The sequence below is a fragment of the Luteimonas fraxinea genome (genome assembly GCF_021233355.1).
Lineage (GTDB): Bacteria > Pseudomonadota > Gammaproteobacteria > Xanthomonadales > Xanthomonadaceae > Luteimonas > Luteimonas fraxinea.
Genome location: NZ_CP089507.1, coordinates 2,092,887 through 2,105,994, shown reverse-complemented (window position 1 = coordinate 2,105,994; position 13,108 = coordinate 2,092,887). Strand labels below are relative to the sequence as shown.

Genomic DNA, 13,108 nt, shown 5'->3' with positions numbered 1-13,108 from the left:
CCGTATGTGACGAGTTCGGCGTCAGCGCTTCACTGATGCCCTGCCTGATTCCGCTGGCAATCCTTCGCGCCTGATGTCTCGTAGCGCGATGTCGACTGTCAGCGCGGCATCCGTGAACCCGGTCGCGGCGCCTGCCCGCGCGTCGTGGCTACAATCGGACCGGGGATGTCGTGGTCATCCGCACGACACGGAACAGACACACGGGGAAATGGTGATGGGATATTTGCGTGCCGGCTTGTGCGCGCTCGGGCTGCTGTTCGCGTCGACCGTCGATGCACAGACGTTGCCGGCGCCGGCCGAGTTCTATTTCGATGACGATGCGCGGACGGCCTCGCCGATCGTCGCGATCGCCGGCGACGACGACCAGACCCATGCGCGGCTGATGCAACTGATCGAGCGCAACGGGCGCACTGCCGACCAGGCACGCGCGCAGCTGGCCCAGGCGCTGATGCGCAGCGGTCGCGAGGACACCGGCCGCGCGATGTACGCGCAGGCGCTCACGTCGCTGGCAGCGCGCGCGCCCCTGCGTAGTTCGGTGCAGTGGAACTACGGCTGGGATCTGTACCGCGCCGGCCATCACCAGGAAGCGCTGGAACAATGGCGACAGGCGCTGGACGGTCGACTGCTGCGTCCCTCGTGGGCGCCGCCGACGCTGGCCCTCGGACTGTGGTCGACCGACCGTCGCGACGAGGCCGTGCGCTGGTACGCCGCGGCAGTGCGTACCGAACCGACGCTGTGGAGCGATCCGGCGCGCTTTGCAACACTGCTGCCGGATTGGACCGCAGAGGAGCGCGCGACGTTGGCCGAGGTGTTTGCGGCGTGGCGGGCGGCGCCGCCGGCCTGGCCGTAAGCAGTCGCGTGTTGAGCCGGGTTGGCGACTGATCGGACGGAACGTGCGATTCGTCGTCAGCGAGGTGTGGGCCGGAACGGCTCCCAACAACACGACGCCCTCGTCATCCAGCGCCTTTCACCTGGGCGTGCGCAGGCCTTACGCCCAGCTCACAACGTCAATGCTCTAAACCCAAGTCGCTGGATCCCGGCCTACGCCGGGATGACGGTGAAAAGCTCACGCCTTTTCATGCGTACCTGCATGCCCGCGAACGCACTCGTCGAACGCGCCTGCCGCGCAGGGCGACGCGTCGATCAGTGCTTGTCTTCGACCGGAATCTGCCGTGCGACCAGCCATTCGCGCACGGTCTCGCGGTCGCGCTTGGCGTCGGCCGACAGCACCGCTTCGCGCGCGCGGAAGAATGAGGGCTGGAAGGTCACACCGACGCGGTCGCGGGCGGTCGGATCGGCGCCGGCTTCGAGGAAGCGCACCACCCAGCCGGTCGCGTTGATGCGTGCGGCCTTGTGCAGCAGGGTCGCGCCGAACGCGTCGGTCGCATCGGCACGCGCGCCGGCGTCGAGCAGCAAGCGGATGTTCTCGTCGTTGCGCGCTTCGAGTGCGTTGAACAGCGGCGTCTCGCCATTCTTGGTGTTCGGCGTATCGGCGGACGCACCGCCGGCCAGCAACGTCTTCAGATAGCTGGCGTCATCCTGCATGGCCGCCAGATGCACAGCGGTGTTGCCATTGGCCGCGCCGGTGGTCGTGTCCGCGCCGGCATCGAGCAGCGCCTGGAATGCGCGGCGATCGCCGCGCAGGATCGCGGCCTGTAACAGCGGTGAGCCCTGGGTGTCCTTGGCGTTGGGATTGGCGCCATCGGCGATCAGGCGCCGGATCTCTGCGGCATCACCCGCACTCGCGGCGCGCGACAGCGCGGAGGCGGCGGGATCGGAGGCGTGGTCCTGGGTCATGCTCGTTCCTTGTCTGGCGCAGGCGCCGCTGGCGGCGAGCGCCAACACGATGCAGGCGATGAGCCGCCACTGCGGAAATGGCGCGATCGAAGCGACACCCATCATGGCGAGGCCTCCGAAGCGGTACAAGCCATCAGCCTAGCCCGACCGGCAGTCGGGCGTCGTGACAGGGTGCGGAGATCCCGGGCGCGGACACAGTCCGGAATCGCGGCACTCAACGGAACCAGTTGACCGGGTTGAGATTTTCGCCGGCCCAGCGCGCGCCATCGGACAGACGGTCGCCAGTCCAGCTGGCGGCATCGCCGACCGCACGTGCGCCGTCGGCGATGCGGTTGCCAGTCCAGGTCACGCCGTCGACCACGCGGTCGCCGACCCACTGGGCGCCATCACCAGCGCGATCGATGACCCATTCCGCGCCGTCACCGACCTTGTCCAGACCCCACTGCGCGCCATCGCCGACGGTGTCGGCCACGGTGTCGACCGCGCGGCCGGTCCATTCGACGCCACTGGCGACGGCATCGAACGGTGCATCGAAGCCGGTGCGGTCGCCGAGGTCGCGCAGCACGCTGCCGCCGAGATTGGTGATGTTCTCGACCACGTCACCCGCAGTGCCCAAGGTGTTGGAGATCGCATCGCCACCGAGGCCCACGACGCCATCGACCACGTCACCGGCAATGCTGAAGGTGCCGCCGACATAACGGCCATTGCCGTAGTCGTTCTGCACAGCATCGGTGATGCCGCTGACGGCCTCGGTCACCGTGGAGCGGCCATCGGAATACAGACCGCCGATGCCGTTGGCCAGCGAGCCGAGCTGGTTGAGGTTGTGCTCACCGATGTTCTCGAGCGTGCCGAGCGCCAGACCCAGATTGGTGCCCGAACGATCGACCGGTGCCTGCGCCTCGTTCTGGCGCAAAGCTTCGACGTAGGACGGATTGTTACCACCGCCGCCGTGCAGACCGAGCATGTCGAAGCGGCCCATGCCCTCAGGCGGCGCGACGCGCAGCTCGGTGCCGACCGCATTCGGCGGCGACATGCTCAGCACCGGAATCATCGGGATGTCCTGCTGCGCGAGCGTCAGCGGGTCGCCGTCGACGACGTAGCGGCGGATCTGGCCGCTGTCGGCGATCTCGCCGCGCGCGGCATTCGGATTGAAGCCCAGGCCGGTCAGCGTGTTGTTGCTCAGGCCCGAGGAATTGAAAGTCACGCCCGGCACGTCGGTGGCCAGCATCGCGGCCGAGGCGAGCCCGCCGCCCAGCGAGTGCCCGGTGATCGCGACGTTGCCGGTGCCGAAGGTATCGACCGCGATATTCGCCAGCTCCATCGCCTGCGAATACTGCGCGGTCTCCATGCCGAGACCCTGGCCGCCATTCGCGCGCGAATCGCCACCGGCGCCCAGGCCCCAGCTGTCGGTGCCGCGATAGGCGACGACGTACTGGCCGTCGGCGTTCTGGTAGATCGCCGCATCGAAGCCGGTCTGCGCGTCGTGCAACGCGTCCGGCGAGATCGGAATCTGGTTGCCCTGCGCATCGACCAGATGTGTACCGTCGGCGCTGGGCTCGAGACGGTTCCAGCCGGCGGCCTGCAGATCGGCTTCGGCCGCGGTGCCGGTGACGCCATCGGGGCCGGTCAGCGTGTAGCTGTCGTTCGCCATCAAGGCAAATTGCAGATCCTGCTCGGGCTGCGGCGCGGTGCCGCGGACCGAATCGGCGAAACTGCCGTCGCCACGCGGGAAACCGGCGCTGGTATCGACGTTCGCGGGCGTGCGCGGTTGCAGCGCAGACGACGCCTGGATCGCAGGATCGAGCGCGAAATCGCGGAACGGATCGACGGGCGTGTTGTTGCCGGATACCGGGGACAGGCTCATGGCGCGCGCACCTACGGAAACGATAGCCCTGACGATAGGGCGGCCGGGCGGCGCCGGACAGCTGGTGCGGACCCTAGGTGACCGTGCAGGCATTCAGGGCCGCAGCGGCTCAGTACGTCGCGGCGACGTTCGCTTCCAGCGGAACGCCGTTGGCCTTCAGCCAGGCGACGATCTCGCGCCGCTCGGCGCGGGCGCGGTCATTGAGCAGGTTCGCGGGGAAGCCGAAATACTCGTGCTGGAAGGTCACGCCGCGCGAATTCTCCGTCTGCGGACGGGCACCCTTGCGCAGCAGCGCAAGGATGGCCGCGCCACCGTTGGTGCGGCCGGCGACGTGCAGCGGCGTGTCGCCATTGCGATCGGCGAGATTGGGATCCGCGCCCGCATCGAGCAGCACCTCGGCCTGGCCGGCGGTTGGCGACAGCAGCGCCTGCACCAGCGGCGTGGCGCCCGTGTGCGGGTTGGCGACGTCGACATCGCCGCCCCTGGCGATCACCGCGCGCAGGATCGCCGGATCGCCGGAGAACGCCGCCGCATGCACCGGCGAGTCGCCGCGCGCATTGACGCGGTTGGGATCGGCGCCGCCGTCGAGCAACGCATCCACGCTGGCCGCGCGGCGCTGGCGGATCGCCTCCATCAGCAGCGTCTCGCCGTCGCTGCCGGGGGTGTCGGGCGCGACGTGTTCGAGCTGTCGGCGGATCTCGGCGGCATCGCCGCGACGGACGGCGTCGGCCAGTTGCGCCGTCGTCGGCGAATTGAATGCGTCGTTGCTCATGGACGGCTGTGCACACCCTGCGGCGCAGAGGAGAAGGACGATCGAAGACAGGGCGCGGAGGCGGGTCATGTCAGCGCCCGATCATACGCACGGCACATGCGTGGTCCGTGAGTCTCAGCGGCCGAACAGGCCACCGACGAAATTCGTCGCGCCCTGGGCCACCCAGCCCGCGCCGTCGGCCAGGGTCTCGGTCACCTGGCCGGCCACGTCGGTGGTGAACTCGGCGACATCGCCGGCGCCGTCGATCACGGTCGACAGTGCGCTGCCACCCCAGCCGCCGATGTTGCGGTCGACCACACCGGCCAGCTGGTCGGCATAGCCGTCGATGGTGTCGCCGGCGGAATTGAACGCGCCTTCGGCGAAGTCACCGGCCAGGCTGACACCGCCCTGCACGTACTGGCCGTTGGCGAATTCGTTGGCGACCACGTTGTCGATATCGGTGGCGAAGTCATGCACGTTGCGCGCGTAGTCGTCTTTGGTCGCATCGGGCAGCAGGTTCTGCAGATCGCGGCCGGTGGACGAGGGGTTCTGGTAGCCCGCCTGCCACGGCTGCGCTTCGATCATGCCGGCGGTCAGCGCGTTGGGGCTGTGGCTGATGCCGGCATAGGCGACGTTGCCGATCAGACCCGCCAGCGGCATCACCGCGCCGGTCAGCGGATGCCGGGCGATTTCGACACCGGTATTGATGCCTTCGCTCATGCCGGGCGAGAAGCCTTCGATCGGCCCGTAATTGGAGAACATGTTGTGGACGTCCGCAGCCGCCGGGTCGACCACGATCTGCGTGCCCAGCGCATCCGGCGCGACGATGCCGGTCACCCAGCTGTCCTGCACATTGGTCAGCGCATCGCTGGACAGCGAATAGGCGCGGATCTGCCCGTCCTCGGCGCTGTCGCGGGCAGCCTGAGGATCGATGCCCATGCGGTCGAGCGTATTGGGATGGATACCCGACGCATCGAACGTGACGGCGGAAATGCCACTCGCCAGTGAGCCGACGCTGGCGAGACCACCGCCCTGCGAATGGCCGGTGATCGCGAGGTTCGAGGAATTGGCACCGTTGTCGCCGAACACGTTCGCGAACTCGCGCGCGGTGTTGACCGCGGTGAGGCTGAACTTGTCGCCATCGTTGGTCTCGTAGCCGAGGCCCTGGCGGAAATTGTTTTCCCAGTCCGGGCCGCCCTCGGCGGTGCCGCGATAGGACAGCACGTAGTTGCCGGCGCCGTCGGTGTAGACCTCGGCGCGGAATTCCTGATCGTTGGTCGGCACTGCGTCGTTGGCGCCGAGGTACTGCAGGCGCCAGGCCTGCGGATCGGCGACGCCCTGGTCCATCAGCTGCTGGTCGCTGACCGCGTCCCACCCCGGCGGCGGCGCGCCGCGCGTGCCGTAGACGGCGGTGGCGAGCTGCGAGAGGGTCACGTCGAAGGGCTGCGCCTGCGTGCCGCTGGCGACCTCGTCGAGCGTGCTGCCTGCGGGAATCGCATACGGACTGGTGCCGCCCTGCCCCTGGCCCTGCGCGGGCGCGGTGCCCGGCGCTTGCACCTGCGGGTGATAACTGGTGTCCGGGCGATAGGCGCCACTCTGCGGCGGCGGCAGCGGGGGGCTGTACGACTGGAGCGGCGTGTGTTGCGGACGCCAGGTGTCTTGGACGCTACCGATGCCATCGCCAATGGTCAGGGACATGACCGTGCTCCACCCGGGCTTTTGAGGACTCCACGATAACGCGGACGTGAGCGGCTGCCATCTAGGGCGGGTCCTAGGGCGCTGGGGGAGCGTCGGGTGGCTTCGGCAACGCTCCGGACGACACACGCAGGCGCCGCTCCATCGTCGGCGGACCCGGAAAATGCCGAGTCCGACATGTTGTCGAACGTAATGGCCCCGCTTGTTCTCTCACCAACGCCCCTCGTCCCGGACCAGGTCCTGGGCAGGCGCGCTCTCATCGGAAGCGGGTGCAGGATCCTGCAGGCGGCAGCAGCGTCAGTTGCGCCGCCTGAGGCGCAACAGACCCGTATGAGGACTCACGTAATCGAGCAGTGCGACGAAAAGCCGGCTCAACAGCCGCCGACACCCTTCAGTCGGCGCCGGCCTCGATCCGCACCTGATGCGCCTGCAGCCACGCCACGACCGCCTCGCGCTTCGCGCGCGCCGCGTCGTTGAGTCGGGCATCGGGCGTCTTGAAGAAGAAGCGCTGGAAGGTGGCGCCCTGGGCGTTCTTCGCCAGCGGATCGGCGCCCGCGTCCAGCAGGGCCAGCACGTGATCGCCAGCGTTGATCATCGCTGCCTTGTGCAGCGGCGTGTTGCCGGTGCGATCGGCGGCGCCGGGGTTGGCACCGGCCGCGAGGAGCATGCGGAACTGCGCATCGGTACGCGGACCCGTTGCGCCGGCCAGTGGCGTGGCATCGGTTTCGCCGTGTCGGGCATCGGGATCGCCGCGGCGGTCGAGCACGATCTTCAGATACTCGGGATCGTCAGCGATCGCGGCACCATGCACCGCCGTCGCGCCACCGAGCCCTGGCGCGTTCGGATCGGCGCCGGCATCAAGCAGCGCCGTCAACGCGTTCTTGGCCTGGGCCAGCATCGCGATCTGCAGCAGGTTCACGCCCTGGTCGCCGCGCGCGTTGGGATCTGCACCGGCCTGCACCTGCGTGCGCACCGCAGCGGCCTCGTCGTCGGCGACGGCATCGGCCAGCGCAGCCGCGCTGGCATCGGTGAAAGCGGCTCGAGCGTCCATCGCGTCTCCACTGCAGGCGGCGCCGGACAACATCAGCAACAGGCTCAGGACTGCGGCGCGCATGCCCGCATTCTCACACAGCCGCCGCGGGCATCCCGTCGACACGGATCAGATCAGTTCGCCCAGGGCTGCTGCTGCGACAGCGCTTCGATCACTGTGTCCTGCATGTGCTTGGCGATGCTGTGGGAGACGATCGAAATCGGATTGAAACGGTCGAAGCCGGTCAGCGGCGAGGGATCGTCGAGCACGATCTCGTGACCGGGCGCATCGGGTATGTTGTTCACCACCCAGATGTCCTGCTGGGCCTTGGTCAGCGCTTCGCCATCGACGTTGTAACGGCGGATCTGACCGTCGGCGGCGTCGGCCTTGGCGGTTGCGGGATCGAGACCTAGACCTTCGATGGTGCGGTCGTGCACGCCGGCGGCGTTGAAGGTCACCGCAGCGCCATCGACGGCCATCGCGGCAGTCGCGGCCAGTCCGCCGCCGAGCGAATGCCCAGTGATCGCCAGATCGTCGCCGTAGGCGGCGGAGGCGAGTTGCGCCAGCTGCACGGCCTCGTCGTACTGTTCGGAATCCCAGCCCACGCCCTGACGGAAGTTCGCACCAGTCCAGTCCTTCAGATCGTTGGAACCGGCGAATGCCAGCACGTGGTTGCCATCGCCGTCGGTATAGATGCCGGCGCGGAAGCCACTCTGCGGGTTCTCCAGCAGCGCCGGATCGATACCCGCGGCCATCAGGTCCGCATCGCTGACCCGGCTCCAGTCGCCGACCTGCTGCACGGCCGGGTCATAGACCGCGGCTGAGATCTGCATCAGCTCCAGATCGATCGCCTTGGCATCCTGACCACGCACCTGGCTGTCGAACGACGCCGCATTCGCGGCATTGCCGCCCGACGCGAACAAGGCCCCGAGTTGCGGGTGATAGCCGGGTTCGAGCTGGTAGCTGCCGGTGGGCAACGGCGGCGCACCTTGCGACTGCGCACGCAGCGCATCCGGCGGCGGAAACGCCTGCAGGCTCGAAGGCGAGACGCTGGACGACTGGACGCTGAAGCTCATGACCATCCCCACGGAACTGATAGGGCGACCCTAGGCATACCCGGCGCGCGTCGACAGCTGGGGCGGACCCCAGTTCGCGGACCCGTCCCATTCATCGACACAGACGATCAGCGCGCGCAGCCCTGCTCGGGTGCAGCTTCAGGCGCATTCGGCGCCGGTTCGCGCGCCCGCTCGACCTGGACGGCGAAGGTCCGCCCGAATGCGGTCTCCGAGAAATCGTCCAACGCGCCCTTAAGCGTGGCGGGGTCTCCGGACCTGGCGGCTGCAAGCAGCGCTTCGAGTGGAGAAGCCGCCGCGCCCGGCGCATCCACCGCAGTCGACGGCTCGGCCGACTGGTGTCGCGAAACCTGTTCGAGCGCGCCGCGCGTCGCCGGTCCTACGATGCCGTCGACGTCCAGGCCTTGTGCCTGCTGGAACGCGCGCACGGCCTCGGTGGTGCGGGCGCCGAACACACCGTCCACCTGCAGCGCGCGGTCGCGCGCATCAGTGACGCCGAGTCCTGCCAGTGCGGTCTGCAGATCACGGACATCGTCGCCCTGACCACCTTCGCGAAGCAGCGCAACGGCGCTCGCTTCTCCTCGCACCGAGGCCGGTGCGCGATTCCAGAATGCTTCCGGGCTGACGAGCCCGCCCTGCGGATCCCGCAACTGGTAATGCACGTGACGTGCGTACTGCGCCGGGCCATCCGAGCCACGGCCGCCCATGGTGCCGATCGGATCGCCGGCTGCAAGCGTCTGACCTGATTCGACCTGCCGGGCATCGAGATGCAGGATTTCGTGCGAGTACCCCTGCGCATCGCGGATCTTCACGGTGCCGAACGTGCCGCCGGAGAACGTGACCACGCCCGCGACCGGGCTGTGCACCACCGGATGCGTCAGGTTGATCCCGTTCTGCCCACCGACGTAGTTGAAATCCGTGCCACCGTGCGCACGCGCTCCGCGCTCTTCCCCGTAGTGCCCGGTCACGTGCGGCGCGACACCAGCCTGCGGCGGCAGCATCACACGCATGGTCTGCGCGAAGCTGTCCGCCGATGGCGTCTCGATGTCGGCCGCGACCCCACGCGCGGCCGACAGCGACTGGATGCGTTCCGGCGTGATCGCACGCGCCCAATGTTCGAAGCGCAGCGTCCGGTCGTCCAACCCGTTCGGCGGATCGGTCCCGTTGATCGACGCACCAGCCGCGCGTGCATCCTCACGCGCGTCCCGCGGCACGTTCTGCTGCCAGTACCAGGTCGCGATGCGTGATGCATGCTCGGGCTGCGCTGCAAGGTCCGGATTGCCGACCAGATCCAGCGCCAGTGCCTCGCCGGCGGCCGCGTACTGGTTCTTGCCGGTCAGCTGCATGTAGCCGCGCCCGCGATACAGATAGCCATCGCCCGGCTCGGTATTGCCCATACGTCCGCCGTACATCAGTTCGGCGAGTGGTTCGGGGCGACCTGCCAGGGCCTCCAGTCGAGCGGTCTCGAGCACATCCCGACCCTCCCGCAATGCAGAGCGCACATTGCTGCTGATCTGCTCGGCATTGCGCGTATAGCGGAAGCTTTCCTCGAGGCGTTCGAGCCCACCCGATTCGTGGCCGACCTGGGCCATGAAGTTCGCCAGTTCCCGCGGCTGGCTGATGCCGGCTGCATAGGCATCACGCAAGAGCTGTGCTTCGCGTTCTGTGGTCATCGTGCAGTTCCTTCTGCTGGGTGCGTTTCGACGAAGCGTCCGGCTTCGTCACGCTTCGATTGGCCGGAAGTTTGTCGACACATCAATCCAGTGCTGGCGCCGGGGGAAGGCTTGCAGGGTCGAAGTCCGCGAAGTCGATGTCGCCGAAATCCGCGGCCGTCAGTTCCGCTTGTTTCTGCAATTCCGTCTGCGTGTCCGTCACGCCGCGGACCACTTTCGCAAGCTGCCAGGTCGCGCGCTGCGGCACGTAATGGAAGATGTAATCGTAGAACCAGCGTTGGCGCGATCCGCCGGCCATCGCCAGAGTCACGATGCCTGCCTCGATCTGCGCATAGGCATAGGGATCGCCCGCCATGCCCCCACAGCGCTCGCACGGCACGATGCGTGCATTCTCGGCCACCTTCTGCAGATTGCCCGACGCATCACGGGTCAGCAGAACAACTGTGCGGGCCTGACCATCGCCGAGCGATTGGCCGGCGGTCGTAGCCGGCGAGAACACGATCAACGCGTCGGCGCTGCCACGCCCGGTCAGATCACCCCGCACGGTATCGAGCAGGATCGCGCCTTCCGGAACAAAAGCAGTCGGGTCAACTAGACCCGACGATGTCGCTGTTGGCGATGTATCTGCCGCGTGCGTGCGCGAGGCATCCGCACGCGTTGCGTCGTCCTCTGCAGCCTGTGTCGCGGCCTGCCCTTCCTGGTCGGCGCAGCCGGCTAGAAGAACGGAACACAACAGCGCAGACCTCCATGACATGTGCATCGATCCCTCCTTGAAACGGGTAGCTTCGGGTCGCGCGCGGCGACCTCAGATCGACTCGTCGACCACACGCTGCAGTTGCCAGCACGGTGATCGCCCGAACACGTAGCGCTGCTGGTCGCTGGTATCGGGCATGCGGACCTGCACTTCCATGCGGCCGTCCGCGGCCGGGGCGATGTCGTACGTGCGACCGCTGCCGCCGACGAGATCGAGGCGCGGCATCACCGGCCAGCTCACGTCCGCCAGGGCGACGTCTTCCACGACGCGGTGGGGCTCGGGCTCGGCAGCGGTGTCGTAGCGCTCGACGACGAGCGGATCGGCGGTCGTCAGCTCCTGGAATGCGATCTCGCGACCGAAGCGCTCGATGAAGGCGTCGAAGTTGTCGAACGGGCAGGCGGATCCCGGTTCCGTCTTCGCAGCGGCATCTGCAGAGGCGGCACTCGATGCGGGCGCGCAGGCCACCAGTACGAGCGCAAGGCTGACGCACACCACGCGATACGCGTGCTTACGAATCGGAATCGCACCGACGCTGCGCGTTGGATCCACGCGGACTCGCCCTCTGCACCGTGAATCGTCGGGGCCACATGCGGGTTCCTGCCCGTGTACAGCAGCCGTGCACCACTTCCAGGCTTTCAGCGCGACCGCAAGGATTCCTGTCGCTGGATTTCTGCTATCCATTCTTCTGCACTCTTCTGTCGTCGTCACAACCGCAAGCGCGACATCGTCGCCCGGGCCGTTGAGCATCGACGATTTCTGCCGTCGAAACGCGTGCGGAAGTTCTCGGTTCGACAGACGCGCGTGTCGGCGATCAACGCGCCGGCTTGTCCGGCAAACCCGGAAGCGGCCGCATCATGCAGATGTGCAGCGCTACTTCACCGGCTGGGGTTCGAACAGCAGCTCCTGGTAGTCATAGCTGAAATCCGCGGTCGGCGAGATCGCCTGCATTCGGATCTGCGCGACCTTGCCGGTCGCATCCAGCGAGAACGCGACAGATGCCGGCTCGATAGCCGCGTCGTCCCAGTCGACCCGGAATGTGTCGTATTGCCAGTGGGTCAACGTGCCCTGCATGCCCGGCGTCTGGCAGAAATCGATCCGCAACCTGCCGCCTGCTTCGGTGATGCTGATCGGGCCGTACCAGGCGTCGGCGTAGGGTCCGGCGTAGCCGGCCAGCGGCAGCGATGGCCGGGACGACCTGCGGACCTGCGCGCCGGTCGCGTCCAATGCGGCCAATCCGTCGGCGAGGCGCGCCTGGTTCCAAGTGTCGAACGCCGCGACCCAGTCGCGCGGTTCGAAACCGAGGTAATGATCGAGCAGCTCATAGCCCAGCCCTCGCAGGACTTCGACATCTTCCGAATTGATCTGCAGCGAAATGCCGAGGTTGCGCTCGGGCACCAGCACGGTGAACGCCAGCACGCCGAACACCGCGCCACCGTGCTGGACCACTTTGATGCCGCGGTAGTCCTGCACGTTCCATCCCAGGGCGTAACCGGAGAACTGCGGTGTGATGTCGGTGATCGGCGCTGGATAGGGCCGGATGGGCACCGGTACCTGCGGCGTCCACATCTCGTGCGCCGAGGTTTCGCTGTACAACCGGCCGCGGTCGTCGGGCAGCGCGCCGAGTGAGAGCTGGACCTGCAGCCAGCGCGCGAAGTCTTGCGCGCTCCAGGACAAGCCGCCCGCTGCGGCCCCGACCTGGCCCAGCCCTTCGCGTTCCGGCAGCAGCTGTTGCGGACCGAGGCCGCGCAAGCGTGGGTCCAAACGCGCGTGCGGTTGCGCGCGATTCTCGGTCGCGAAGCGATCGTCCTCATGACTGGTGGCGGTGCGCATCTGCAGCGGCACGAAGATGCGCTCGCGCACGAAGGTTTCCCAATCCTGTCCGCTGACCGCTGCCACCACTTCGCCGGCGACGATGTAGAGGATGTTGTCGTAGGCGTAACCGCTGCGGAAACTCGTGGCCGGCCGGATGTGCCGCAGTGCGCGCACGATGTCGGCGCGGCTGCGCGAGGTGCGGGGAATGAACAGCAGGTCGCCGGCGCCGAGGCCCAGGCCACTGCGGTGCAGCAGCAGATCACGCACCGTCATCTCGCGCGTGACCCAGGGGTCGTACATGCGGAAATCGGGCAGATGGTCAATGACCCGATCGTCCCAGCCGAGCTTGCCATCGTCGACGAGGATCGCGAGCGCCGCCGCCGTCACCGCCTTGCCGGTCGAACCGGTCGGGAAGATGGTGTCGGCGTTCACGCGCTCCGGCGCGCCGAGCCGGCGCACGCCATAGCCTTTGGCGTGCACGATCTCGCCGTCCTCGACGATCGCGATCGCCATGCCCGGCACGTCGCGGGATTGCATCGCGGCCTCGACCCGCGCATCGAAACCGGCAGGCGGCGCCGCAGCGGCGGTGAGGACGCACAGCGACAGAAGCGCTCCGGCGATGGCGGGCAGAGGGTTCGGCATGACAGCGTCTCCCGTCC

At 67.8% G+C, this 13,108-nt stretch carries 11 protein-coding genes; 1 reads left to right on the top strand and 10 read right to left on the bottom strand.

What is annotated here, in order from left to right; translation table 11 throughout:
- Positions 1-214 precede the first annotated feature (214 nt).
- Positions 215-850 carry a tetratricopeptide repeat protein gene (locus LU699_RS09395; RefSeq protein ID WP_232136719.1) on the top strand — a complete coding sequence of 212 codons (636 nt, stop codon included), beginning with the start codon at positions 215-217 and terminating at the stop codon, positions 848-850.
- 293 nt (positions 851-1,143) lie between these two features.
- Here LU699_RS09395 and LU699_RS09390 read toward each other — a convergent pair whose 3' ends face one another.
- The 10 genes from LU699_RS09390 to LU699_RS09345 all read right to left on the bottom strand — a co-directional run bounded on the left by LU699_RS09390 (position 1,144) and on the right by LU699_RS09345 (position 13,091).
- Positions 1,144-1,797, bottom strand: a complete 654-nt coding sequence (locus LU699_RS09390) for an ankyrin repeat domain-containing protein (protein WP_232580137.1) — start codon at positions 1,795-1,797, stop codon at positions 1,144-1,146.
- Between the two features lie 214 nt (positions 1,798-2,011).
- Positions 2,012-3,661 carry a Tle-like phospholipase domain-containing protein gene (locus LU699_RS09385; RefSeq protein WP_232136717.1) on the bottom strand — a complete coding sequence of 550 codons (1,650 nt, stop codon included), beginning with the start codon at positions 3,659-3,661 and terminating at the stop codon, positions 2,012-2,014.
- Positions 3,662-3,770: 109 nt separating this feature from the next.
- Complete coding sequence (locus LU699_RS09380) at positions 3,771-4,433, bottom strand: ankyrin repeat domain-containing protein (protein ID WP_232136715.1); 663 nt, start codon at positions 4,431-4,433, stop codon at positions 3,771-3,773.
- A 114-nt stretch (positions 4,434-4,547) separates the two neighbouring features.
- On the bottom strand, positions 4,548-6,110 hold the full coding sequence (locus LU699_RS09375) for a Tle-like phospholipase domain-containing protein (protein WP_232136714.1): 1,563 nt from the start codon (positions 6,108-6,110) through the stop codon (positions 4,548-4,550).
- A 388-nt stretch (positions 6,111-6,498) separates the two neighbouring features.
- Entirely contained in the window at positions 6,499-7,221 is a 723-nt protein-coding gene (locus tag LU699_RS09370; protein ID WP_232136713.1) for an ankyrin repeat domain-containing protein, read from the bottom strand.
- 50 nt (positions 7,222-7,271) lie between these two features.
- Positions 7,272-8,213 (bottom strand): Tle-like phospholipase domain-containing protein, encoded by a 942-nt coding sequence (locus LU699_RS09365; RefSeq protein ID WP_232580136.1) that lies wholly within the window; start codon positions 8,211-8,213, stop codon positions 7,272-7,274.
- 107 nt (positions 8,214-8,320) lie between these two features.
- On the bottom strand, positions 8,321-9,883 hold the full coding sequence (locus LU699_RS09360) for a peptidoglycan-binding protein (protein ID WP_232136711.1): 1,563 nt from the start codon (positions 9,881-9,883) through the stop codon (positions 8,321-8,323).
- Between the two features lie 82 nt (positions 9,884-9,965).
- Positions 9,966-10,616, bottom strand: a complete 651-nt coding sequence (locus LU699_RS09355; protein ID WP_425491217.1) for a hypothetical protein — start codon at positions 10,614-10,616, stop codon at positions 9,966-9,968.
- Between the two features lie 72 nt (positions 10,617-10,688).
- The gene (locus LU699_RS09350; RefSeq protein ID WP_232136709.1) at positions 10,689-11,186 is read right to left on the bottom strand and encodes a hypothetical protein; all 498 of its coding nucleotides are present in this window, start codon (positions 11,184-11,186) and stop codon (positions 10,689-10,691) included.
- Between the two features lie 321 nt (positions 11,187-11,507).
- A complete protein-coding gene (locus LU699_RS09345; RefSeq protein ID WP_232136707.1) occupies positions 11,508-13,091 on the bottom strand; it encodes a serine hydrolase in 1,584 nt (527 codons plus the stop codon).
- Positions 13,092-13,108 lie beyond the last annotated feature (17 nt).